Raw genomic sequence first — 22,963 nt, forward strand, 5'->3', positions numbered from 1 at the left:
ACAAGGCACGCGGTGAGCGGCGCCGGCGAGAACAAGAGGTTCAGTCGTGGGACCGCAGCGCGGGCGTGACCAGTGCGATGCAGCCGAGGGTGAGCACGATGCCGACCGCGGCCGCGCCCATCGCCTCGCCGGGGACCCCGTCGGCGAAGAACGCGGGCACGGCGCTGAGCCCCGACAGCAGCCTGGTGACGATCACAGTCACCGCGCCGGCGCGGCTGCCACGCCAGGCGAGCACGACGCCGCCCAGGGTCATCAGCCCGAGTACGGCGCCCGCGACGGCGACCACGAACGGGGGGTGCTCGCCGTCGCCGAAGGGCAGCGTGACGACGTCGATGAGGCCGAGCAGGCCGGCGAGGATCAGTCCGATGACGAGAACGCGGGAGCGCTCCATGTGGTTCTCCTGTGAGATCGGATGGGGAAAGTGCCGATGTCCGCAGTCTCGGCGTGCGGTCCGCTCCGCGGATCGGGGCTGCCTCGGATCCGTTCTCCGTACTGGCACGTATTCATCTCCGGCCGCCCGGGGCCTACCGTGAAGGCGTGGCAACTCCCCGTCTGCTCGCGTCCGCCGCCGCGGTCCTGGCGTGCCTGCTGGCGGGTGCCGGAGCGTTGCTGGCCGTGCTCGCCGACGACGGGGGCGCCATGATGCTCTTCGCGTCCGGAGCGGCGTTCGGGCTTCCCTCCGTCGGGCTCGGCATGGTGGTCGCCGCCCGGCGGCCGGGCAGTGTGGTCGGCCTGCTGCTCGTGCTGGTCGGTATGACGGCGGTGTGGCTCGCGGTCAGCGATCTGTACCCGCCGGCCTTCACACGGCGGCCCGACCTACCGTTCTCCGAGCTGTACGTCCTGCTGTCGCGGGGCGGCTGGATGTTCCTGTACGTACCGGCCGCGCTGCTCATGATCGTCTTTCCCGACGGGCGACTGCCGGGCCGGCGCTGGCGCTGGGTGACCGCCGGGTTGTTCATCGTTCCGGCGGTGTTCATGCTGATCGCGGAGTTCGACCCCAGCCGCTACGCGCCGCCGTTCGAGGACATGCCGCACCTTCTGCGGCTCCCCGAGCCCTATGTGTCGGTGCTGCAGGTGGGCGGACTCTCCCTGTTGCCGGTCTTCCTCGGACTGCTGATCGCGTCCGCGGCGGCGGTGGTGGTCCGCTATCGCCGGGCGACCGACGAGGTCAGGCGGGCGCAGCTCAAGTGGTTCGCGCTCGGTGCCGCCTTCCTGCCGCTGACGCTGCTGCTGTGCTGGGCCAGCTACCTGTTCCTCGACGGGCCGGACCTGGTGGTCGTCGGTCTGGCGGGGATGGCCCTGGCGATTCCGGTGGCGACCGCGATCGCCGTGCTGCGGCACGACCTCTACGACATCGACCGGGCGATCAGCACCGCTGTCACGTACGGCCTGGTGACCACGGTCCTGCTGGCCTTCTACACGGTCGCCTCGTTCCTGGTCGGCCTCGGCGCGGGCCGGACCTCACCGGCCGCGGCCGCCGCGGCCACCGCGGTCTGCGCCGCCGCGCTGTCCCCGCTCCGTACCCGGCTTCAGCGATGGGTTGACCGGCGGTTCTACCCCGCACGACAGGCCGTGCTGATCGCGGTCGAGGAACTGCGTAGCCGTACGCACACCGGTCAGGCTCGGCCGGAGCAGTTGGAGGCGACGCTGCGCGCCGCGCTGCGCGACCCGATGCTCCGCGTCGGCTATCGGCTACCCGGCACATCCGCGCTGGTCGACGCGGTAGGCGATCCGATCGACCCGGGCGAGGCGCACGTGGCGCCGGTACGGCTCGGAGGTCACGACATCGGCGCGATCGTGCGCGGCACCAGCGGCAGCAGGGAGTTGCTGCGCGAGCTGGCCTCGGTCAGCGCGCTGCTCGTCGAGGTGGTCCGGCTGCGGATCGAGGTCAATCGGGCGCTCGACGAGGCCGAGGCCAGCCGCGCCCGGCTCCTGCACGCCGGATACGAGGAGCGGCGCCGCCTCGAACGCGACCTGCACGACGGAGCACAGCAGCGTCTGGTCTCCCTGGGCATGGCGATCCGGCTGGCGCAACGCCATCTCGCCGACGGCACTGTCGACGTCGACGACCTGCTGGACCAGTCGGTGGCCGAGCTGGCCGCGGCCGTCATCGAGCTGCGGCAGATCGCGCACGGCCTGCGGCCGAGCAGCCTCGACGACGGGCTCGGCAACGCGCTGGCCATGCTGGCCGGCAAGGTGCCGGTGCCGGTGACGCTGGACGTGGCCGCCGACGACCTGCCCGACGACGTGGCGATGACCGCCTACTACGTGGCGAGCGAGGCGATGACCAACGCGGTCAAGCACGCGGGCCTGGCCGCGATCGGCGTCCGCGTCAGCCGGATTCACGATCGGGTCACCGTACAGATCAGCGATGACGGGCCGGGCGGGGCCACGATCCGCCCTGGCAACGGGCTGGCCGGACTGGCCGATCGGGTCAATGCGGCCGGAGGTGCGCTGCGGCTGTCCAGCCCGGCGGGAGGCGGCACTCTGGTGGAGGCGGTACTGCCATGCGCGTCGTGATCGGCGAGGACTCTGCTCTGTTCCGGGAGGGGCTGGCCCGTCTGCTCGCCGACGCGGGACACGACGTGGTGGCCAAGGCACCGGACGCCCCGGGCCTGATCGCCGCCGTCTCGGCCGCTGACCCCGATCTGGCGATCATCGATATCCGGATGCCACCTGATCTCACCGACGACGGCGCCCGGGCGGCCCGCAAGATCCGCGACACCCACCCGCGACTCGGGATCGTCCTGCTCTCCCAGCACGTCGAGACCCGGCACTCCGTCGATCTCGTGTCCCAGGGGAGGTTCGGTTACCTGCTCAAGGACCGGGTCTTCGACGTGGACGACTTCCTCGACGCGCTGTGCCGGGTGGCGGCCGGCGGTTCCGCCCTCGATCCCGAGGTCGTCTCCCGACTGATCGGCGGACACCGGGCAGCCGATCCCCTGGCGGCGTTGACCGTAAGGGAGCGTGAAGTGCTGGCGCTGATGGCGGAGGGCCGCACCAACGTCGGCATCGCCCGGCGGCTGTGGCTCACCGACCGCACGGTGGAGACGCACGTCAGCTCCATCCTGGCCAAACTCGACCTGGCCAACTCCACGGAAGACCACCGCCGGGTGCTGGCCGTCCTCCTCTACCTCAACCGATCCTGAGCCGGTCACGGCCGGGTGACCGAGCATCAGGACGAGGTCATCGGCGGCGCGGTACGCGGCGTGTTCCGTAGAGGACGGCGCCGGCCGCCAGAACCGCGCTGCCGGAGAGCACCGAGACCGGCGGGAGGCTGAAGGCGAGGGCGACGCAGCCGGCCAGTCCGAGGACGGGGACGGCCAGGGGCGGGCGGCCCTCGCCGGGAGACAGGGTCCATGCGGAGGCGTTGGCGATGGCGTAGTAGACCAGCACGCCGAAGGAGGAGAATCCGATCGCGCCGCGCAGGTCGGTGGTCAGCACGAGCGCGGAGACGACGACGCCGACGGCGACCTCGGCCCGGTGCGGCACCGTGAAGCGCGGGTGTACGGCGGCCAGGGCGGGTGGCAGGTATCGGTCTCTGGCCATGGCGAGTGTGGTGCGGGAGACGCCGAGGATCAGCGCGAGCAGTGATCCGAGGGCGGCGATCGCGGCACCGGCGCGGACCACGGGGGCCAGGGCCGGCATGCCTGCGGCACCGACCGCCTCGGCCAGCGGGGCGGCCGAGGCGGCCAGTCGCTGGGGGCCGAGAACGGCCAGGGCGGTGGCGGCCACAGCCGCGTAGACGACCAGGGTGACGCCGAGGGCGATGGGGATCGCGCGGGGGATGGTCCGGGCAGGGTCCCGTACCTCCTCGCCCAGGGTGGCGATGCGGGCATAGCCGGCGAAGGCGAAGAACAGCAGGCCCGCTGCCTGCAGCACGCCGGACACGCCCGCATCGGGGGTGATGGCGAGCCGGGCCGCCTGCGCCTGCCCGCTCGTCAGGCCGGCCATCACCACGGCGATCAGTACGAGGAGCACCACCGCGACGATCGCGCGGGTCAGCCATGCGGCCTTCCGCACCCCGGTGTAGTTCAACGCGGTCAGAGCCACCACGGCGGCCACGGCCACCTCCCGCTGGTGCCCGGGCCACACGTAGGTGCCCACGGTCAGGGCCATCGCCGCGCAGGAGGCGGTCTTGCCGACCACGAAGCTCCAGCCGGCCAGGTAACCCCAGAAGGGACCCAGGCGTTCGCGGCCGTAGACGTAGGTGCCGCCGGAGGCGGGATAGCGCGCAGCCAGCCGGGCCGAGGAGGTGGCGTTGCAGTAGGCCACCACCGCCGCAAGCCCCAGGCCCAGGAGCAGGCCGGAGCCGGCTGCCACCGCGGCCGGGGTCAGCGCGGAGAAGACCCCGGCTCCGATCATCGAGCCCAGGCCGATCACCACCGCGTCCGTCAGGCCCAGGCGGCGCTCCAGCCGCGGCTGCCCGGCTCCGGCCGGTGTTTCGGCCATGGCCTTCCTTCCAGGCGGAACGGGACTCGATATCGGGTCACGATACCGGGGCGTGGTGTGCGGGGGTCACCCCAGACCCCGCACGGGCCGACGGAGCCGTGGTCGCGATGTGCGCGCAGCTTGCGGGAGCATTACCCGGGCGGTCGCGTGAGATCGTGACGCGAGGGAATGACCCCGGCTGTGTGCGCCCCGCGAGGGGGCGGGGCCGTCCAGGCGGAGATGGGGCTCCACCGCCTGACCGTGCGCCGCCGAGGATGGTGTACAGCCAGACGGGGGATGTCATGGGGGGTCGGGAAGCGACGGCGATGCGCCGGCGCGAGATGCTTGGGCTGTCCGGTGCTGCCCTGGCGGGGAGTTTGACCCTCACCGCATGCGGTGGTTCGGCGGACGGGGCCAGGGCCGGGGCGTTCTCGCCCGCGGAGTCGTCACCCGCGGAGTCGTCACCCGCGCAGGCGGAGGTGCCGGTCACACCGCCGGAGGACCTCATGCGCGAGCACGGAGTTCTCAAGCGCGTCCTGCTGATCTACCGGGAGGGGATCCGGCGGATCGGCAACGGCGAGCAGGTCCCGGCCCAGGCGCTGAACGCCGGGGCACGCATCATCCGCAGCTTCATTGAGGACTACCACGAGCATCTGGAGGAGAAGTACGTGTTCCCTCCGCTGAAAAAGGCCGGCAAGCTCACCGACACCGTCCCCGTCCTGGAGCTTCAGCACCAGCGAGGACGCGTGCTGACCGGCCGCATCCTGGATATGACCGGCGCGTCCAAGACTCCCGGCACGGGGGACCGCCGCGATGTGGTCGCCGCCATGGCCGCGTTCATCAGGATGTACGAGCCACACGAGGCGCGAGAGGACACCGTCGTCTTCCCCGCCTTCCGGGACGTCGTCCCGCCCAGGAGGTTCCTCGAACTGGGCGAGATCTTCGAGGACGAAGAGCACCGCCGCTTCGGCTCAAGCGGCTTCACCGGCGTCGTCGGCCAGGTCGCCGACATCGAGAAGACCCTCGGGATCTACGACCTGGCCCGGTTCACCCCGAAGGTGTGAGGCTCCACCCCTCCGGGAGGCTCCGTACGGCCCTCGAGAGCCTTCCGGGTGTGAGGGACGGGCGCTCTCGTGGTCAGGGAACGGGAGCGCCCGCGTCAGGGGGTGCGGCTCAGCCGTTGCGCTCCTTGTAGGAGGCCTGGGCGGCGGTCAGCTTGGCCGCGAACGTGTCCAGGAAGTCCTTGGCGGGCAGCGTGCCCTGCAGGACCTTCTGGAACTCCGGCTCCATGTCGGTCTTGGTGATCGCGTTGAACTCCGGCAGGTAGTACGGCATCTGCACGACCTTGGCCTCTGGGTCGTTGAGCACCTTGACCGCCTCGGCGATGTGCTGCAGCTCCTGGATCCAGGGCTCCCCGTTGACGTCGGTGTTGGCCGGGAGCACGCCGGTCTGCTCCGCCCAGTAGCTGTTCATCGCCTTGGAGGCGGCGAACTCGGCGAACTTGTAGGCGGCGTCCTTCTTCTCGCCGGTCGCGAACAGACCGATCCCGGCGATCGGGTTGGACAGGACCGTCTGCACGCCCGTGTCGGACTTCGGCACGGCCATGGCCGCGACGTTGTCCTTGCCGAGCGTCTTGACGTGGTCGTTGAACGACCCCAGGTTGTGCTGCATGATCGCGACGGTGCCGCCGTCGAACTGGGCGACCATCTTCACGTAGTCGTTGCTGATGTCCGCCTCGGGGGTGACCTTCTTGTACAGCCCGGCCAGTCTCGTAAGTGCCGCCACGTTCTTCGGGTCGTTGACCGTCGCCTTGCCCGAGGCGTCGAAGATCTCGGTGATGCCGGACTGGCCGTACATCACCTCCATCATCTGCGCGATCGAGCCCGCACCGCCGCGGATGGTGAAGCCGTAACGGTTCTTGGCGGTGTTGGTCAGCTTCTCGGTCGCGGCGAAGAAATCGTCCCAGCTCTTGGGGGCTTCGAGCCCGGCCTCCTTGAACCAGTCCGTCCGGTACCAGAACACGCCCATGTTGGTGGAGAGCGGCACCATGTAGGTCTTGCCGTCGGGCACGGTCGCCTTGACGGTCATGGCGACCTGTTCGTTCAGCTTGCCGTTCAGCGCGCCACCGGAGATCCGGTCGTCCACCGGATCCAGCGCCTTCTGGGCCACCAGGCTGGACAGCATCGCGGTGGTGACGCCGCCCACGTCGGGCAGGCCGCCGCCGGCGATGGCCGTGTCGTACTTCTGCTGCACCTGGGCAATCGGGATACCGACGTAATTAACGGTGATCGTCGGATTCTCCTTCTGGAACTCGGCGATGATGTGCTGCCACACCGGGGTGCGGGCGGGACCGCCGTTGTCGTCCCAGAAAGTGATCGCGGTCTTGCCATCGGCGGAATCCGACCCGCACGCGGCCAGTCCGGTGCCGAGCATGAGCGCCGTGGCCAGGATCGCCAGGCGCCTAGAGCGTGCTGCCATTACTACTCCTACCTCTCTCTGTCATGTCCCCCGACATCGCTGTAACCGTGAAACCTTCGAATCCCGGATGGCCCGACCCGTCGTCGGACCGGCCGGCGTCCGACACCCCGTCGCGGTAGGGACCGTCTCCGCCGCCGTCGGTCCGCCCGCCGCGCGTCACTGCGAGGCCTCCGCGCTTCACCGCGAGACCTCCGTGGCGAGCGCCGCGGCGGCGCCGCGGCTCAGCGGGCCGTCCGCGACGACGGTGATGATCCTCCGGGCGAGAGTATGATCGATGATCAGTGGTGTCTCCCAGGCGAGTGCCGGGCCCACACCGGGGTAGTCCACGACCCGGACGAACCAGGGGTCCGCCCGCTGGACGAAGACCAGGGTCCAGTCGGCCGAAGACATGGCGAGCCAGGGAGCCGTGGAGCCGTGGACGGCGTCCTCGCCCTCGGCGTCCTGGGTGAAGACCCGCCGCTCCCGGGCCGTCCCCGGTGCCCGCCAGAAGAACCCGCCGTATCCGGCCCCGGCGCGTCCCTTGGTGGCCGAACTCCGTACCGGCAGCGGAGCACCGGTGAGGTTCGTCAGCGAGAAGGAGAAGTCGAGCGCCCAGCACCCGTCGAGCTCCACCGCCCGGACGCTCCGTGCCTCGCGGGCGATCTCGGTCCCGTCCGGCCCCGCCCAGGTCAGTGACTCGCCGAAACCGGAGGAGTCCCGCCAGGAGAAACCGAGGTGCCGCTGCGTCCCGTGGTCTCCCAGCCAGGCCGGTCCACGGTCCCGGACGTAGGTGCGTCCACCCCAGAAGTTGGCTCCCCCCACGTCGGAGACCGCCACGCTCACCCCCAGATGGTGCACGTGGTCCGCGGGGGCGACCTCGGTCACGACCGTCCCGCCCAGCGTCCGCACCGGATGCAGGTACGGCCGGGGCGACGACGTCGGCGGCACCTGCGCCCGCACGACGTACTCGGCCACCCGCACCCCTGACACGTCGAGCCCCACCGGCCCGGCCGCGGAGGTGCCGGGAGCCCACGGCAGTCCCAGCTCCGAGTAGAGCGCCAGGCGCTCCGCGCTCGCCGCCGTGGTCTGGGCGATCCCGGGCAGGACCCGTCGCTCCTCGCCGACCTCCTGGAACTCCTCGGCGATCGGCAGCGGGTCGGGCGCCAGCCGTACGGCCTCCAGGACCCGCATGAACCCGGCGGTCCGCTCCAGCGGGACCAGCAGCTCGGCCCCGCCCCGGATGTGCGCGACCAGGTTCTCCAGCAGGTCGGTCCGGGGATACGTCACGGAGCTCCCGCCGATCTCGACCCGGTCCTCGGTGTAGGTCAGCCGGATCTGCCCGGTCTCGCCGTGGACGATCAGGTACGGCTCGTGCCGCCGGTCCGCGCACAGGGAGACCGCCACCGTCACCGTGGTCCCGTCGTCCATGCGCAGCCGCACGCACGAGGTGTCGTCCGCCTCGATCGCGTTGGCGCGGTAGAGCTCGACCTCCGCCGTGTCGATCCCGGCACCGGAGAGGGCGAGCGCGGTCGCCGTCGCGTGCGCCAGCGGGTTGGTGAGCGCGCCGTCCACCACGTCCACGCCGTCCAGCCGGCGTCTGCCGGCCCACGGCACCCGCGAGAAGTAGGAGTAGGGGCGCTCCCAGGCGCCCGCCGCGCCGATCCCGACGATCCGTCCGATCACCCCGTCGGCCATCATCTTCCGGACCGCGGGGACCGCCTCCGAGCCGAGGCTCTGGAACCCCACCTGGCAGGCCAGCCCGGTCTCCGCGACGGCTGCGGCGATCCGCTCGTACTCCGCGAACGTGGCGGCGGGCGGTTTCTCCAGCAGCAGGTGCGACCCGGCGCGCAGCGCCTTGACCGCCAGGTCGGCGTGGGTCTGGATCGGCGTGCAGAGGATCGTCACCTCGGCGCCGGTCCGCCCGATCAGCTCCACCAGGTCGGCGGAGAACTCCACTCCGTCCGGGAGCCCTTCCGCCGGCCGCACGTCGCACACTCCGACGAGCTCGACCATCCCGGCCGAGTGGAGCCGCCGCAGGTTCTCCAGGTGCCACCAGCCGTGCCCGTGCGCCCCGCCCAGCACCACCCGGACCGGCGCCGCGCGGTCCTCGTCCCCGGGCCGTGCGGAGGCCGGTTCCGTCTCGCCGTCCTCGCTCACGACACCGGGCCGCGTCGAGGCGTTCCTCTCCGCCGAAACCGGTCCCATCACGTCGCCTTCCAGCGCAGTCCCAGGCCGCGGTGGTCTCCGACCCGCAGCTCGCCCTTGCCGATCGAGACAGGGTACGGCTCCGCGAGCAGGCCCAGGGCGGCGAAGGAGGCGTCCTCGACCTCCTCGGCCATGCACGGCAGGGGCAGCGACAGTGCGAGCTGGCCGGAGATCTCCGGGAGGAGATGCGGGTAGACCGGCACGTCGAACGTCCTGGCCAGCTCGGCGATCCTGAGCAGCGGGGTGATCCCGCCGACCCGCACCACGTTCGGCTGAAGGATGTCGCAGGCCCCGGCGGTCAGCAGGTCCCGGAACTCGTAGATCGAATAGGCGCTCTCTCCGACGGCGATCGGAACGTTCACCGCGGAGCGCAGCCGGGCATACCCGGTCACGTCGTCGGCGGGCAGCGGCTCCTCCACCCAGTGCAGGCCGTACCTCGCCAGGGCGGAGATCGCCCGCCGCGCCCTGGGCAGGTCCCAGCGCTGGTTGGCGTCGACCATGAGCAACGTGTGCGGCCCGATCACCTCGCGGACCGCGGCGACCCGGGCCTCGTCCTCCCGCAGCGAGTCGCGGCCCACCTTGACCTTCACCGCCGGATAACCCGCGCTGCGCCACCGTCCGGCCTGCGCGACCAGCTCCTCTGCCGAGTAGTGCAGGTTCACGCCGCTGCCGTACACCGGCACGCTGTCGCGTCGCCGCCCGAGCGTCTCGACCAGACCGGCCTCGCCGCAGCGCAGGTCCCACAGTGCCAGGTCCACCCCGGCCAGTGCGATCGTGGTCAGTCCGCCGCCGCCCGCCTCCCTGAGGTGCCGCCAGAGCCGGTCCCAGACCACCTCCGGGTGCGGTTCGAGGCCGATGACGGCCTCGCGGATGTCGTTGTCCAGCAGCGCCCGCACGGCGTGGGCGCCGATCTGCGGGGTCCACGAGAACCCGGTCCCGACGCGTCCGTCCGACAGCGTCAGCTCGACGGTGATCACGTGGTTGGCGGGCACGTCCGCTCCCCACGGGCGGGGCAGCGCCACGGTCCGCAGTGTCGTCGACAGCGCGGTGATCGTCGCTCGTTCACCGCCCCGGGGGCGCTCCGTGGTCATTGGCCGTTCACCAGGGCGAGGCCCGACTTGATCAGCTGGACGAACTCGTCGAGATGCTCGGCGGAGGGCTCGACCAGCGGCGGACGGACCCCGCCCACGTCCAGCCCGCGATGCCGGACTCCGGCCTTGACCAGGGACACCGCGTAGCCGGGCACCTTGTTGCGCAGCCGTACCAGCGGGGCGTAGAACTCCTTGATCAGCCGCTCGTCGCCGTTCAGGTAGGCGGTGGCGATCTCCGGGGCGAAGCAGAACGCCGCGCTGGAGTACAGATCAACACCGATGCCGCGGTAGGCGGGCATGGTCAGCTCGGCCGTCGGCAGGCCGTTGAAGAACAGGAAATCCGGACGCTCCTCCCGTACGGCCAGCACGATCCGCTGCATCCGGTCGATGTCGCCGACGCCGTCCTTGATCCCCACCACGCCGGGGATGCGGGCCAGCTCGACGGCCTGCTCGGGCTCCAGCACGACCGAGCCGCGCTGGTAGATGATCGTCGGCAGCACCTCGGCGACCGCCGCGACGTAGGCCGCGAAGCCCTCGCGCGGGCCGTTCACCAGGTAGGGCGGCATGAGCAGCAGGCCGTCGGCCCCGGCGTCCCTGGCCGCGCGGGCCTGGGCGAGCGCGGCGCCGATCGGGCCGCCGGCCCCCGCCAGCACCGGCACCTGGCCGTTCACGGTCTCGACCGCGATCCGCACCGCCTCGGCGTGCTCGGCCTCCGACAGCGCGGAGAACTCGCCGGTCCCGCAGGCCACGAAGACACCGCCCGGCCGGTACTCAAGGCTGCGTCGCAGGTGCTCCGCCAGCACGTCCCCGGCCAGTGCGCCGTCCGCGTCGAAGGGGGTGACCGGGAAGAACAGCACTCCGCTGAGGTTCATTTACAGTGCTCCAATCTCTGTGCGCCAGCTCCGCCTGGCCTGCCAGCCGAGCAGCCGCCCGGCCTTGGCGGAGGAGAAGGCGGGGGCCGAGCCGGTCAGGCCGGCGGCGAGTCCTGCGGTGACGGGGTTGATCCGGGGGAGGAGCTCGGCCAGGGGCTCACGGGCCAGCGCGTCGGCCGCGCTCGCGAAGAACACCTCGCCGTTGGGCAGCTCGGGCAGCCTGTCCAGCAGGGTCAGCACCAGCTCGGAGGCGTCCCGGGCGTCGACATAGTTGAACAGCGACACCCCGGCGATCTCCGGCCGGTCCAGCCGCTCGGCGATCGTGTGCCCGGACTGGGTGGGCGCGCCCGCCCACTCCTCGGGGGCGACGACGAAGCACGGCCGCACCGCCGCGAGCATCGCCTTCGAGCTGCGCGCGAACGTGGCCATCACCTGCTCGGCGACCAGCTTCGACAGGCTGTAGGCGTTCCACGGGGCGACCGGGTGGTCCTCGTCGATCGGCAGGTAGGAGGGGGTCCAGCCCGCGGTGCCGTACCCGATGACCGTGGGGCTGCTGGCGATCACGATCCGTTCGACGCCGACTCCGACGGCCGCCTCGCACACGTTGAACGCGAGCTGGGTGTTGACCTTGAAGGTGAAGGAGTCGGTCCGGCTGAACGGGGTGGCGATCGCGGCCAGGTGCACCACCGCATCGGGGCGGAAGCGCGACATCACGCCGAAGGCCTCGCCCAGGTCGGTCAGGTCGGCGGGAAGCACGGCGGCGGCCTCGGCGGGGGTGCCCGGCGCGGTGTCCACGCCGATCACCTCGTGCCCGGCCGCGGCCAGCGCGGTGACCACGCTGCGGCCGAACCGTCCCGCGCTACCGGTGACGAGAGTCCGTGTCATCTGTTGCCGTCCTTCATCGGTCGCTCACCGCTCCCCGTCCGTTCCGCGGCCGGGCCCGTTCCTCGTCCTGCCACTCCGCTCACCGCTCCTCGTCCGCCGCTCATCCCTTCACCGCTCCGGCCGACATGCCCTGCACCAGGTAGCGCTGGATGACGGCGAAGACCAGCACGACCGGCACGGCGGCGACGACGCCGCCCGCGGCCAGCGCGCCGAAGTCCACGCTGAACTCGCCCAGGGTGTAGGCGAGGCCGACGGGCACCGTGAACTTCTCCTGCTCGTTGACGAACATCAGCGCGAACAGGAAGTTGTTCCAGCTGTGGATGAAGGCGAACGATCCGACCGCGACCAGCGCCGGGCGCAGCAGCGGCAGCACCACGGCGAAGAAGGCGCGCATCCGGCCGCAGCCGTCCACCCAGGCGGCCTGCTCCAGCTCCACCGGGACGTTCCTGATGAAGCCGCTGATCAGGATGAGGGAGAGCGGAAGCTGGAAGACCGTCTCGGCGATCACCAGGCTCCACAGCGAGTTGACCAGGCCGAGGGTCCGGAAGATCTCGAACAGCGGGATCAGCATCATCGCGCCGGGGATGAACTGCGTGCAGAGCATCCCGAGCATGAACAGCTTCCTGCCGCGGAACTCGTAGCGGGCCAGGGCGTAGCCGCCGGCCAGTGCGATCACGGTGGTCATGACCAGCGAGGCGACGCCGACCATCAGGCTGTTCCGGAAGAACACCGCGAAGCCGAGCTCGTCCCAGACGGTCGTGAAGTTGTCGAACGTGATCGGCCAGGGCAGCAGCGAGGTCGAGCCCCTCGGCCGGAACGCGAACACCAGCATCCAGTAGAAGGGGACCAGCGTGAACAGCAGGTAGAGGCCGAGCGGAACCCAGATCTGCCAGCGGCTGACCCTGTCCCTCTCCCGACGCTGCGGCCCCGGCGCGGGTGAGGACGCGGCCAGGCGCGGCCGTCGGACCGTCTGGACTGTCATGACTTCGCTCCGAACTTGCTCAGCCGCAGGTAGGCGATCGAGAAGAAGGTCAGGATCAGGAAGGCGGCGGTCGTCAGCGCCGAGCCGTACCCGAAGTCGTGGGACTGTACGGCCTTGCCCGCCACGTACAGCGGCAGCGTGGTCGTCGCGTGCGCCGGACCTCCGCCGGTCAGCGTGTAGAGCAGGTCGACGTTGTTGAACTCCCACACGCAGCGCAGCAGCGTGGACAGGACGATCGCGTCCTTGAGATGGGGGAGCGTGATGTGGAAGAACCGCCGCCGGCGCGAGGCGCCGTCCACCGAGGCCGCCTCGTACAGATCCCCGGGGATGCTCTGCAGGTCGGCCAGGAGCAGGATGGCGAAGAACGGCACCCCGCGCCAGAGCTCGGCGAGCACGGCGGCCCAGAAGACGGTGCCGGAGTTGGCCAGCGGGGCGGCGCCGTACTGCATGATCCCCAGGTCGGCGAGGTAGCGCGAGACGCCGGTCGTCGGGTTGTAGAGCAGCACCCAGATGCCGGTGGTCAGCACCCCGGACACCGCCCAGGGGGAGAACACCAGCGCCCGCGACAGCCCCCGGCCGATGAAGCTCTCGTTCACGATCAGAGCCAGGGCCAGGCCGAACAGCAGCTGCAGGGACACCTCGACACCGACCCATTTGACGCTGAAGCCGAGGCTCTGCCAGAACAGCGGGTCCTCGAACAGCAGTCTGCGGAAGTTGTCGAGCCCGGCGAAGCCGTTGTCCCAGGGCTTGGTGACGTTGTAGTGCTGCAGGCTGTAGTAGACGACGCTGGCCATCGGGTAGACGAGGAAGCCGAGCATCGCGACCACCGCAGGGGCGATCAGCAGGTACGGCGTCCGGGCCGCGCGGCCCGGACGGCGGCGTATCCGGGGATTCGCCGTGGTGATTGTCATGGCCGGCAACTCCTTCCGAGTGAGCGTGGTGACTTTCGGCGTCAGGGCCTGCAACCGGTTGCATGAAACAATGGGGACAACTCCCCGAAACGTCAAGGGTTCAATTTGGTAAACCCTCGTCTATCGGCGGATACATCGGTATCTACAGTCATCAGGGCTCCGCAACCGGTCCTATGGCGGTCCGGTGGCTGGATCGGGGGGCGTTGACAGGTGTGCAACCGTTTGCATTAATCTGCAGCAGAGCGCGACGGAGGAGCAGAGTGGCAGCGACGATCAGAGACGTGGCGCGGGCATCGGGGGTCCACGTCTCCACCGTGTCCCGCACCTTCTCGGCACCCCACCTGGTGAACGCCGAAACACGCACCCGGGTCCTCGCCGTGGCCGAGGACCTCGGTTACCGGCCCAACCGCGCCGCCCGCGCGCTCACCACCGGCCGGACCCACAACCTCGGCCTGATCGTGGCCGACATCTCCAACCCGTTCTTCCCACCGCTGATCAAGGCGGCCCAGGCACACGCCAGGACGCGTGACTACCACGTGTTCGTGGCCGACACCGACGAGGATCCGCAGGTGGAGGAGGAGCTGATCCAGACCCTCACCAAGCAGGTCGACGGCGTGCTGCTCTGTAGCCCGCGCCTGTCCAACCGGGCCATCGAGCGGCTCCACGCCGACGTGCCGTTCGTCGTGGTGAACCGGCGGGTGAAGGGCATGCCGACCATACTGATGGACGTCGGCCAGGGCGCCCGCCTCGCGATCGAGCACCTGGCCCTGCTGGGTCACCGCAGGATCGCCCTGGTCTCCGGGCCGACCGGTTCGTGGACCAGCGGGGAGATGCGGGAGGCCGCCACCGCGATGGGCGACATCGACCTGGTGATCCTCGGTCCCAACGCGCCCACCGAGCAGGGCGGCCTCGCCGTCGCCGCCGACGTGGTCGCCTCCGGGGCGACCGGCGTGCTCGCCTACAACGACCTGGTCGCGATCGGGCTCATCGAGGGGCTCTACGAGCACGGCGTGCGGGTCCCCGCCGACATCAGCGTGGTCGGCGTCGACGACATCGTGTCCGGACGGCTGAACCGGCCGAAGCTGACCACCATCGCCATGCCCACGGCCGCCGCCGGCCGGATGGCCGTCGACCTGCTGCTGCAGTCCGTCAACGACGGCACCACCCCCACCCTGACCACCCTGGAGACCAGCCTGGTCGTCAGAGAATCCACCGCAGAGGTACGGGCATGAACTTCGGGACCACCCCGTCGGGGGAGAAGGTCGAGCGGCACGTGCTGGCCGCCGGGCGGATGCGCGCCTCGGTGCTCGGCTACGGAGCGGTCCTGCAGTCCCTGGAGGTCTCCGGGGTCAACGTGGTGCTCGGCTGCGACACCCTGGAGAACTACCTGACGCGCAGCCGCTACTTCGGCGCGGTCGTCGGGCGGTACGGCAACCGCATCGCGGGCGGGCGGTTCACCCTCGACGGTGTCACCTACCGGTTGCCGGTGAACAACGGGCCCAACAGCCTGCACGGGGGGCCGGGCGGGTTCGCCGGCCGGGTGTGGCAGGTGACCGAGGTCTCCGATTCAGCGGTGACGCTGGAGTACGTCAGCGCCGACGGGGAGCAGGGCTATCCCGGCACGCTGACCGTCTCGCTCACCTACACGCTGAGCGAGGACGCGCTCCGGCTGGACTACCGGGCGAGCACCGACGCGCCGACCGTGCTCAACCTGACGAACCACTCCTACTTCAACCTCGCCGGGGGCGGCGACGTCCTCGGGCATGTGGTCCGCATCGACGCCGACCACTACCTGCCGGTGGACTCCTCGCAGATCCCGACCGGGGAACTCGCCCCGGTCGCCGGCACCCCGTTCGACTTCACCACCCCGCACGAGATCGGCGCCCGCATCGCCGACCCCCGGCTGGGCGGCGGCTACGACCACTGCTACGTGCTGCGCGGCGACGCCGAGCGCGGTCCCCACAGTGCCGAGCGCGGTCCGTTTCCGCGCGGCGCCGAGCACGGTCCGCGCGGCGGCATCGAGGTCGTCGAACCGGTCAGCGGCCGCGTCATGCGGGTCACCACCACCGAGCCGGGCGTGCAGTTCTACACGGGCAACCTCCTGGACGGCGTCGCCACCGCCTACGGCAGGCACGCCGGCCTCTGCCTGGAGACCCAGCACTTCCCCGACTCACCCAACCGGGAGCATTTCCCGTCCACGGTCCTGCGCCCCGGCGAGGAGTTCACCTCCACCACCGTCTACCGCTTCCCAGACACGGCGGCGACCACGGCCGGTTTCCCGCCTCAGGCGTCCTGACCTTCGCGCCGCAGGGCGGAACCCAGCCGGTTGCCGTGCGCCGCGAGCAACGACCGCGCGTCGTCCGCGCCGAGACCCCGTTCGATCATCACGACGGCGGTCTTCACGTCGTTCCCCGCCTCCCGCAGGACCCCGCCGGCGACGAGGGCATCGGAGCCCGTGATCTCGGCGACCATGCGGGCCGCCCGGTCGACGAGCTTCGAGTTGCTCGTCGACACCTCGATCATGCGGTTCCCGTACGTCCGCCCGCACCTGATCATCGTGATCGTGGAGATCATGTTGAGTACCAGTTTCTGGGCCGTGCCGGCCTTGAGACGCGTCGATCCGGTGACCACCTCGGGCCCGACGACGACCTCGATCGCGTGCTCGGCCTCGGCCGCGAGGGGCGTGCCGGTGTTGCACGCCAGCCCCACGGTCAGCGCCCCGCGGCGGCGGGCCTCCGCCACCGCGGCGACGACGTACGGCGCCTGCCCGCTCGCGGAGATCCCCACCACGGAGTCCAGGGGGCCGACGTCCCTGCCGCGGATCTCGGCGGCACCCGCCTCCGCGTCGTCCTCCGCCCCCTCGACCGACCTGACGAGCGCGGTCTCGCCGCCCGCGATGATGCCCTGCACCAGCTCGGGGGCGGTGCCGAAGGTCGGCGGGCACTCCGAGGCGTCGAGTACCGCGAGCCGTCCCGAGGTGCCGGCACCCACGTAGAGCAGCCGGCCACCGGCGGCCACCCGCCCGGCGATGCCGTCGATCGCGGTGGAGATCGCCGGGCCGGCCGTGGCCACCGCCGCCGGCACGGCGGTGTCGGCCGTGTTCATCAGCCGCACGATCTCCTCCGTCGGGAGCGTGTCGATCTCGCTGTAGCGGGGATCGCTCTTCTCCGTGGCCAGGGCGGCAAGTGACTGCGTCATGTTTCCTCGGTTCCGTGTGGTGGAGGGGCGTCCGGTCACGCGCTCACCCCAGGGGGATCACGCTGCGTCGCCGGGGGTGGAAGCACGCGTGACGCTGCACGGTGTCTCCGTCGTCGCTCAGGACGGGAGTCTCGCTCTCGCAGCGCGCGGTGCTGAACGGGCATCTCCGCGTGAACAGGCAGCCCGCGTCGGGCTGTCCCGCGTCGGGGGCCTCGAGAGGTACGACACGCTCGGCTCCCGGCTGTTCCAGCCCGTGCAGGACGGGGATCGCCGACAGCAGCGACTGGGTGTACGGATGCACCGGGTCAGCGATGATCGTCTCTGTCGGCCCCCGCTCGACGACCTGGCCCCGGTAGAGCACGTAGACCTCGCCCCCGTCCCCGATGTACCGGGCGGTGGCGATGTCGTGGGTGATGAATAGCACGCTCACGCCCAGCCGCTCGCGCAGGTCCTTGAGCAGGGCGAGGATGCCGAGGCGCATCGACACGTCGATCATCGAGACGGCCTCGTCGGCGACGAGCATCTCGGGGTCCACCGTGAGCGCGCGGGCGATCACCACGCGCTGGCGCATGCCCCCGGAGAGCTGGTGAGGGTAGCGAGGCAGCACGTACCCCGGGTCGAGGCCCACCAGGGCGAGGAGTTCCTCCGCCCGCCCGTCGACCCACGACCCCGGGCGGCCGGTCTGCCTGGCCCGCAGGGTCAGGGGCGCCATCAGCGTCTGGTGGATCGTGCGGGTGGGGTTGAGCGCCGAGTACGGGTCCTGATGGATGAGCTGGATCGCCCGGAAGTGCGGCTGCCGCCGCCGGTGGCTCAGCCTGGACATCGACGTGCCGTTGATGACGAGTTCGCCGGAGTCGTAGGTCTCCAGCCCGGCGAGGATCCGGCCGAGCGTGCTCTTGCCGCAGCCGGACTCGCCGATGAACGACACGGCGCCGCCCTTGTCGATGGCGAAGTCCACGCCCCGGAGGGCCGGCACGTCACGCCCGCCGAGGACGCTCCCGCGCTGTTTGAACGTCCTGGTGATTCCGGTTCCCGTGATCACGCGTACTCCTTCCGTTTCACCGGCGCGGGTGAGTGCTCCAGCGCGTGGCAGGCGACGGTCCTTCCACCGTGGACGACCGAGGCGGGCTCGGCCGTCTCGCAGATCTCCGTGCGCAGGTCGCAGCGCTCGCGGAACACGCACCCGGCGAGCGGGAGGGTTCCGAGTGTGGGGGGTCGTCCCGGCAGCGCCCGGGCCAGCGAGATGTCCCCCGACAGGCGGGGGATCGCCCGGATGAGGCCCCGGGTGTAGGGATGGGAGGGCGCGCCGATCACCTCGTTGATCGGGCCGTGCTCGACCACCCGCCCGCCGTACATCACGGCGAGGTCGTCGGCGACCTCGGCGACCGCGCCGACGTCGTGGGTGATGACGAGGGTGGTGAGCGCCCGCTCCTCGTGGATCTCCCGGATGATCCGCAGGATCGTCGCCTGCGTGATCATGTCGAGGGCCGTGGTCGGCTCGTCGAGAACGACCACCTTGGCGTTGAGGACCAGCGCGAGCATGATGCCGACCCGCTGGCGCATGCCCCCCGACAGCTCGTGCTGGTGGGAGTCGAGCACGCGGGCGCCGTCCATGCCCATCCGGGCCAGCAGGTCCTTCGCGTCGCGGACGAGTTCCCGCAGGTCGGTCACGTCGTGCGAGCGGCCGAGGTCGAGGAGCTGCTTGCCGATGGTCTTGAGCGGGTTGAGCGAGTTCTGCGCGGCCTGGAAGACGTATCCGACCTGGCGTCCGCGGGCCTGCCGGAGATCCTCGCCCCCGAGCGTCAGGACGTCCCCCAGGCCGTCGATCTCGACGCTGCCCCTGGCGATCCTGCCCGGCGGCTGGACGGCGTTGAGCAGGGAGAGCGCCAGCGTGGACTTGCCGGAGCCGGACTCGCCGACGATGCCGGTGATCGTCCCGGGCGTGAGGGTCAGGTCGACGCCGGAGACGGCGGGCAGCTCACCCATCGGGGTCTTGTAGACGACGGTGAGGTCGCGGATGCGCACGCCGGGCGCCGTGGAGTTGGCGGTCATCTGGTTATTCCTCCCGGAGCCGGGGATTGAAGATCTCATCCATCGCGTCGATGAGGAGCACGATGCCCAGCGTCAGCAGCAGGATCGCGAGCAGCGGGGCCAGCAGGTACGGCAGCGCGGCCGGGGTCGTGAGCGCCCCGCCGTTGAAGACCGCGAAGTTCAGCATCACGCCCCAGTTGTTGGCCTCGAACGGCAGGACGCCCAGGAAGAACAGGCCCACCTGCGCGTAGACGGCTCCGGTCACCGCGATGAGCATGTTCATCGCGATGTAGGGCGCCATACCGGGCAGCAGCTCACGCCCGATGATGTGGGTCGTCGGCAGGCCCAGCCCCTTGGCGGCCTCGATGAATCCCCGCTCGCGCAGGGAGAGCGTCTGGGACCGTACGGCGCGGGCCACGCCGCCCCAGCCGAGGAGTCCGAGCACGAGGCCCATCTCCAGGGGGCTGGTGAACTTCCACACGGTGGACAGCACGAGCAGCAGCGGCAGGCCCGGGATGGCCAGGTTCATGTCGGTGATCCGCATGAGCAGCGTGTCCCACCGGCCGCGCCGGAACCCGGCGAACAGCCCGATGGCGGTGCCCAGGGCCACCGTGATGACCGCGGTGGCGAGGCCGGTGAGCAGCACGTACCGCGCGCCGGTGATGACGAGCGCGAGCACGTCGGTGCCCTCGAAATCCGTGCCGAAGGGGTGCGCCCAGCTCGGTGGCGCGTAGAGCAGGTTGCTGTCCCGGGGCAGGTGCTCGGGGTAGAGAAGCGGCCCGACGGCTCCCATGAGGGCGAACACGGCGATGATGACGACGCCGGCCATCCGGCTCGGCTTGCGGCGCATCACCCGCCACACGCCGCGCCAGAAGTTGCGCCGCAGCGTCGCGCGCGTGGTTCCGGCGGCGGTCGGAGGGAGAGCGGCCTCCCCGGGGTTGGTGATCACGGTCATGCCGAGCCTCCACTTCTGACCCGCGGGTCGATCGCCGTGTAGAGCAGGTCGGCGGCGATGTTGGCCACGACGATGCCCACTGTGATCACCAGGAACGTGCCGCCCATCAGCGAGTAGTCGCGGGTGCTGATGCTGTTGACGAGCAGCAGCCCGAGCCCCGGGTAGTTGAAGATCTGCTCGATGAAGATCGACCCGCCGAAGAGCATGCCGATCGACAGGGCGAGGACCGTGAACAGCGGGAGGATCGCGTTGCGGGCCAGGTAGCGGAAGATGATGCCGCGCCTGAGCCCGCGGAGCTCGGCCGCGAGGATGAAGTCGTCACCGAGTACGGCGACCACGTTCGACTTCATCGCCAGGATCCACCCGCCGTAGCTCGCCAGCGTGTACGTCATGACCGGCAGCACGGCGTGGTGCAGCAGCGAGCCGAGGTATCCCGGGTTGAGGCCGGGGATGGCCTCGATCTCCACCGGACCGCCGGACGGCATGACCGGCCACAGTGTCGCGAAGATCGCCGTGAGCAGGAGCCCGATGACGTAGACCGGGACGCCGTGGAGCAGCGAACCGGACAGGGCGAGCGCGTCGCCCAGCTTCCCCGACCGCTTGATCGCCGCGTAGACGCCCATGATGACGCCGAGCAGGAAGCTCAGCAGGGTGCCCGCCAGGACGGGGAGCACGGTCCACCGGGCCGCCGCGCCGATCAGCGCCGTCACCGGGACACCCGGCGTGCTGAGCGACTGCCCGAGGTCGAGGTGGAGCAGCGAGCCCATGTATCCGACGTACTGCTCCCACAGGCTGCCGGTCGGGAGGAAGCCGTACAGCACGGCCGCGGCCCGCTCGGCCTGCTCGGGCGACATGCCCTTCTGGATCAGGCTCTCGTACTGGCCGGCGACGGGGTCGCCGGGGATCTCCCGGATGATGATGAAGCTGATCGTGGCGACGACCCAGATCATGGCCAGGCCGCGGGCCAGGTGGCCCGCCACCCGCCGGACGATCGCGCCTCCCCGGGGACGGCCCCGGACTGCTTGAGTCATGGCTGCCTCTTCTTGATCATTCCGAGCTGCATCCACACACCTGACGACAGCCGCAGCGCCTCACTGTCGTCGGGGGGGAAGGCCGTGTACCGGGAGGTGTTCACGAACTGGGCGTTGACGTAGTCCCAGAGCTGGATGACCGGGAGCTGCTCGTTCGCCACCCTGGCGAGGGTGTCGACGATCCGTTTCTGCTCGTCCGGGGAGGCGAAGTTGAGCTTGGCGGTCAGCTCGCCGGGGTTGACCGCGCCCACACCGGGGACCTCGACGGTCTCGGGGCCGCCCATCCAGTTGCCCTCGGTGCCCGGCGCCACGTGCTTCAGCCGGCCGCCGAACATCTGCCAGCCGTTCGCCTGCCCGAACAGGCGCTGGTAGATGTTGTACGGTGCCGGCCCGAGGCCCATCAGCCAGAACCCGATGCCGTACTTGCCGGCCGCCAGGTCACTCAGGTAGAGGGTGTAGTCGGCCGCGGTGATCACCTTCGCGTCGATCCCGTGGTCTCTGAGCTGGCTGCTGATCGACTGGGCCGCCGAGACCCAGTCGGAGAACGACGCGGGCACGTGGATCTCGACCTTCCACGGCGTCCCGTCCGGCATGGCCCACATGCCGCCCCGCCGCGTCATGCCCGCGGCTTTCAGCTCCGCCGCGGCCTTCGCCGGGTCGAATCCGTAGGTGGTGAGGCTGTCGAATCCCTTGCCCAGCCAGGTCTTGGCCGCCTTGGCGTGAATGCCCGACGTGGTCGCCGCCGGGGTGCCGCCCTCCGGCGAAGCGATCTTCGTGACCTGGTTCCGGTCGATCAGGTAGGCCAGCGCCCGCCGCACGTGCACGTTGTCGTACGGCTTGACCGACTGGTTGAACGCCAGCGACGTGACCACGGGTGAGTAGCCCTTGACGATCTCGCTGCCACCGGCCTGCCGGATCCGGTCCATGACGGCGGTGGGCACCGAGGTAAACGGCGCGTTGTCGAGCTTGCCGGCGATCAGGTAGTTCCAGATCTGCTCGTTGCTGGTGTAGTTGAGGATCTTGACCTTGTCCGGGGTGATGGCGGCGTTGTCGTAGAAGTAGGGGTTCCTCTTCAGGAGCGCCGCGCCCGGGTTCACCCGCTCCAGCACGAACGGTCCCGCGGAGACGTCGTTCGGCGGCCGGAAGGCGATGACCTTGTCGGCCATCCCGGTGATCACGGCCTTCGCGCGCTCCGAGGCGGGACTCTCCGGCCCTTGGGCGATCTTGAGTGTCTTCCAGAAGCCGGTGGGCAGCAGTGAGCCGAAGACGTGGGCGGGCACGATCACGGTGGACAGCAGGTTGCTGAGGAACATCTGGCTCCGGTTCGCACCCTGCGTGATTCTGATGGTCTTGGCGTCGATCACCTGGATCTTGGCCGCCGCGCCCGCTGCCTTCGGGTCGAGCGCGTACGCCGTACCTCCCTGGCTGTAGGCGAGACCGATCGACACCCGGACGTCCTCGCTGGTCACCGGCTTGCCGTCCGACCACCTGGCGTTTGGCTGCAGGTGGATGACGACCGCCGACCCGTCAGGGGCGACCGTCCAGGTCTTGGCGATCGCCGGATAGAACTGGTTGGGGTCGGTTGGATCGTTCTTTGGCCAGGCCAGTGTCATCCCGTTGTAGCCGTTGAAAACCGTTCCCACAGGGTTGAACGGGTTGGTCGGCGCGCTGGCGTTGATCTGCTTGCTGCCGTCGATCGTGGTGTAGACGCCGCCCGACTGGGCGGTCTCCGTCTTACCGGTGGTGCCGCACGATGTGGCGGCCACGATTGACGCCATAGCCACGATCGCCGTGAGCCGCTTCATAAGCTTCTCCTGGTTCCCGATTGCCTGGACGATACGTGCGACTTCGTGGCGTAGTCAATTTTTTTCACGTAAAGAGTCAATTGTGGAGTTATTTTTTACCTAGGCCGCC

At 70.4% G+C, this 22,963-nt stretch carries 20 protein-coding genes; 5 read left to right on the plus strand and 15 right to left on the minus strand.

From position 1 onward, the window contains the following. Positions 1-40: 40 nt before the first annotated feature. Positions 41-391, minus strand: coding sequence for a hypothetical protein (locus ACIN94_RS22665; protein WP_400709104.1), 351 nt, complete (start codon positions 389-391; stop codon positions 41-43). Between the two features lie 146 nt (positions 392-537). Between ACIN94_RS22665 and ACIN94_RS22670 the strand changes: the two genes are divergently transcribed. Further along, entirely contained in the window at positions 538-2,520 is a 1,983-nt protein-coding gene (locus ACIN94_RS22670; protein WP_400709107.1) for a histidine kinase, read from the plus strand. Then, a complete protein-coding gene (locus tag ACIN94_RS22675) occupies positions 2,508-3,149 on the plus strand; it encodes a response regulator (RefSeq protein ID WP_400709110.1) in 642 nt (213 codons plus the stop codon). Before ACIN94_RS22670 ends, ACIN94_RS22675 begins: the two co-directional genes overlap by 13 nt. A gap of 37 nt (positions 3,150-3,186) precedes the next feature. Here the strand turns inward: ACIN94_RS22675 and ACIN94_RS22680 are convergent, their stop codons facing one another. After that, entirely contained in the window at positions 3,187-4,452 is a 1,266-nt protein-coding gene (locus tag ACIN94_RS22680) for an APC family permease (protein ID WP_400709113.1), read from the minus strand. Positions 4,453-4,733: 281 nt separating this feature from the next. On the opposite strand from ACIN94_RS22680, the gene ACIN94_RS22685 reads away from it, so the two are divergent. After that, positions 4,734-5,495 (plus strand): hemerythrin domain-containing protein, encoded by a 762-nt coding sequence (locus ACIN94_RS22685; protein ID WP_400709116.1) that lies wholly within the window; start codon positions 4,734-4,736, stop codon positions 5,493-5,495. A 109-nt stretch (positions 5,496-5,604) separates the two neighbouring features. On the opposite strand, the gene ACIN94_RS22690 is transcribed toward ACIN94_RS22685, so the two are convergent. The 7 genes from ACIN94_RS22690 to ACIN94_RS22720 all read right to left on the minus strand — a co-directional run bounded on the left by ACIN94_RS22690 (position 5,605) and on the right by ACIN94_RS22720 (position 13,834). Continuing rightward, the gene (locus ACIN94_RS22690) at positions 5,605-6,909 is read right to left on the minus strand and encodes an ABC transporter substrate-binding protein (RefSeq protein ID WP_400709119.1); all 1,305 of its coding nucleotides are present in this window, start codon (positions 6,907-6,909) and stop codon (positions 5,605-5,607) included. Between the two features lie 177 nt (positions 6,910-7,086). Continuing rightward, the gene (locus ACIN94_RS22695; RefSeq protein ID WP_400709122.1) at positions 7,087-9,093 is read right to left on the minus strand and encodes a DUF6807 family protein; all 2,007 of its coding nucleotides are present in this window, start codon (positions 9,091-9,093) and stop codon (positions 7,087-7,089) included. After that, positions 9,093-10,184 carry a mandelate racemase/muconate lactonizing enzyme family protein gene (locus ACIN94_RS22700; protein WP_400709125.1) on the minus strand — a complete coding sequence of 364 codons (1,092 nt, stop codon included), beginning with the start codon at positions 10,182-10,184 and terminating at the stop codon, positions 9,093-9,095. Before ACIN94_RS22700 ends, ACIN94_RS22695 begins: the two co-directional genes overlap by 1 nt. Next, positions 10,181-11,056, minus strand: a complete 876-nt coding sequence (locus tag ACIN94_RS22705; protein ID WP_400709128.1) for a 5-dehydro-4-deoxyglucarate dehydratase — start codon at positions 11,054-11,056, stop codon at positions 10,181-10,183. Before ACIN94_RS22705 ends, ACIN94_RS22700 begins: the two co-directional genes overlap by 4 nt. Continuing rightward, a complete protein-coding gene (locus ACIN94_RS22710; RefSeq protein WP_400709131.1) occupies positions 11,057-11,941 on the minus strand; it encodes an NAD-dependent epimerase/dehydratase family protein in 885 nt (294 codons plus the stop codon). Positions 11,942-12,041: 100 nt separating this feature from the next. Further along, the gene (locus tag ACIN94_RS22715; RefSeq protein WP_400709134.1) at positions 12,042-12,923 is read right to left on the minus strand and encodes a carbohydrate ABC transporter permease; all 882 of its coding nucleotides are present in this window, start codon (positions 12,921-12,923) and stop codon (positions 12,042-12,044) included. After that, positions 12,920-13,834, minus strand: coding sequence for a carbohydrate ABC transporter permease (locus tag ACIN94_RS22720; protein ID WP_400709137.1), 915 nt, complete (start codon positions 13,832-13,834; stop codon positions 12,920-12,922). Before ACIN94_RS22720 ends, ACIN94_RS22715 begins: the two co-directional genes overlap by 4 nt. Before the next feature lie 260 nt (positions 13,835-14,094). On the opposite strand from ACIN94_RS22720, the gene ACIN94_RS22725 reads away from it, so the two are divergent. Together ACIN94_RS22725 and ACIN94_RS22730 are read left to right on the plus strand one after the other, a co-directional pair. Continuing rightward, entirely contained in the window at positions 14,095-15,066 is a 972-nt protein-coding gene (locus tag ACIN94_RS22725; protein ID WP_400709140.1) for a LacI family DNA-binding transcriptional regulator, read from the plus strand. After that, positions 15,063-16,130, plus strand: coding sequence for an aldose epimerase family protein (locus ACIN94_RS22730; RefSeq protein WP_400709143.1), 1,068 nt, complete (start codon positions 15,063-15,065; stop codon positions 16,128-16,130). Before ACIN94_RS22725 ends, ACIN94_RS22730 begins: the two co-directional genes overlap by 4 nt. Here ACIN94_RS22730 and murQ read toward each other — a convergent pair. Genes murQ through ACIN94_RS22760 form a run of 6 tightly spaced genes read right to left on the minus strand, consistent with a single transcriptional unit; the run spans position 16,118 to position 22,854 of the window. Beyond that, complete coding sequence (gene murQ, locus ACIN94_RS22735) at positions 16,118-17,032, minus strand: N-acetylmuramic acid 6-phosphate etherase (protein ID WP_400709146.1); 915 nt, start codon at positions 17,030-17,032, stop codon at positions 16,118-16,120. The genes ACIN94_RS22730 and murQ overlap by 13 nt on opposite strands. 43 nt (positions 17,033-17,075) lie before the next feature. Further along, complete coding sequence (locus ACIN94_RS22740; RefSeq protein WP_400709149.1) at positions 17,076-18,074, minus strand: ABC transporter ATP-binding protein; 999 nt, start codon at positions 18,072-18,074, stop codon at positions 17,076-17,078. Further along, entirely contained in the window at positions 18,071-19,084 is a 1,014-nt protein-coding gene (locus ACIN94_RS22745) for an ABC transporter ATP-binding protein (protein WP_400709152.1), read from the minus strand. Before ACIN94_RS22745 ends, ACIN94_RS22740 begins: the two co-directional genes overlap by 4 nt. A gap of 4 nt (positions 19,085-19,088) precedes the next feature. Further along, positions 19,089-20,018, minus strand: a complete 930-nt coding sequence (locus ACIN94_RS22750; RefSeq protein WP_400709155.1) for an ABC transporter permease — start codon at positions 20,016-20,018, stop codon at positions 19,089-19,091. After that, positions 20,015-21,049, minus strand: coding sequence for an ABC transporter permease (locus ACIN94_RS22755; RefSeq protein ID WP_400709158.1), 1,035 nt, complete (start codon positions 21,047-21,049; stop codon positions 20,015-20,017). The genes ACIN94_RS22750 and ACIN94_RS22755 overlap by 4 nt, the downstream gene beginning before the upstream one ends. Then, positions 21,046-22,854, minus strand: a complete 1,809-nt coding sequence (locus tag ACIN94_RS22760) for an ABC transporter substrate-binding protein (RefSeq protein WP_400709161.1) — start codon at positions 22,852-22,854, stop codon at positions 21,046-21,048. Before ACIN94_RS22760 ends, ACIN94_RS22755 begins: the two co-directional genes overlap by 4 nt. Positions 22,855-22,963 lie beyond the last annotated feature (109 nt).

Source organism: Streptosporangium sp. NPDC087985 (assembly GCF_044741965.1).
GTDB lineage: Bacteria > Actinomycetota > Actinomycetes > Streptosporangiales > Streptosporangiaceae > Streptosporangium.

Coding starts and splice junctions, on each gene's coding strand:
- ACIN94_RS22745 (WP_400709152.1), bottom strand. CDS start 19,084: ATGACCGCCAACTCCACGGCGCCCGGCGTGCGCATCCGCGACCTCACC.
- ACIN94_RS22680 (WP_400709113.1), bottom strand. CDS start 4,452: ATGGCCGAAACACCGGCCGGAGCCGGGCAGCCGCGGCTGGAGCGCCGC.
- ACIN94_RS22705 (WP_400709128.1), bottom strand. CDS start 11,056: ATGAACCTCAGCGGAGTGCTGTTCTTCCCGGTCACCCCCTTCGACGCG.
- ACIN94_RS22665 (WP_400709104.1), bottom strand. CDS start 391: ATGGAGCGCTCCCGCGTTCTCGTCATCGGACTGATCCTCGCCGGCCTG.
- ACIN94_RS22690 (WP_400709119.1), bottom strand. CDS start 6,909: ATGGCAGCACGCTCTAGGCGCCTGGCGATCCTGGCCACGGCGCTCATG.
- ACIN94_RS22720 (WP_400709137.1), bottom strand. CDS start 13,834: ATGACAATCACCACGGCGAATCCCCGGATACGCCGCCGTCCGGGCCGC.
- ACIN94_RS22695 (WP_400709122.1), bottom strand. CDS start 9,093: ATGGGACCGGTTTCGGCGGAGAGGAACGCCTCGACGCGGCCCGGTGTC.
- ACIN94_RS22715 (WP_400709134.1), bottom strand. CDS start 12,923: ATGACAGTCCAGACGGTCCGACGGCCGCGCCTGGCCGCGTCCTCACCC.
- ACIN94_RS22700 (WP_400709125.1), bottom strand. CDS start 10,184: ATGACCACGGAGCGCCCCCGGGGCGGTGAACGAGCGACGATCACCGCG.
- ACIN94_RS22760 (WP_400709161.1), bottom strand. CDS start 22,854: ATGAAGCGGCTCACGGCGATCGTGGCTATGGCGTCAATCGTGGCCGCC.
- ACIN94_RS22755 (WP_400709158.1), bottom strand. CDS start 21,049: ATGACTCAAGCAGTCCGGGGCCGTCCCCGGGGAGGCGCGATCGTCCGG.
- ACIN94_RS22750 (WP_400709155.1), bottom strand. CDS start 20,018: ATGACCGTGATCACCAACCCCGGGGAGGCCGCTCTCCCTCCGACCGCC.
- ACIN94_RS22685 (WP_400709116.1), top strand. CDS start 4,734: ATGGGGGGTCGGGAAGCGACGGCGATGCGCCGGCGCGAGATGCTTGGG.
- murQ (WP_400709146.1), bottom strand. CDS start 17,032: ATGACGCAGTCACTTGCCGCCCTGGCCACGGAGAAGAGCGATCCCCGC.
- ACIN94_RS22730 (WP_400709143.1), top strand. CDS start 15,063: ATGAACTTCGGGACCACCCCGTCGGGGGAGAAGGTCGAGCGGCACGTG.
- ACIN94_RS22675 (WP_400709110.1), top strand. CDS start 2,508: ATGCGCGTCGTGATCGGCGAGGACTCTGCTCTGTTCCGGGAGGGGCTG.
- ACIN94_RS22710 (WP_400709131.1), bottom strand. CDS start 11,941: ATGACACGGACTCTCGTCACCGGTAGCGCGGGACGGTTCGGCCGCAGC.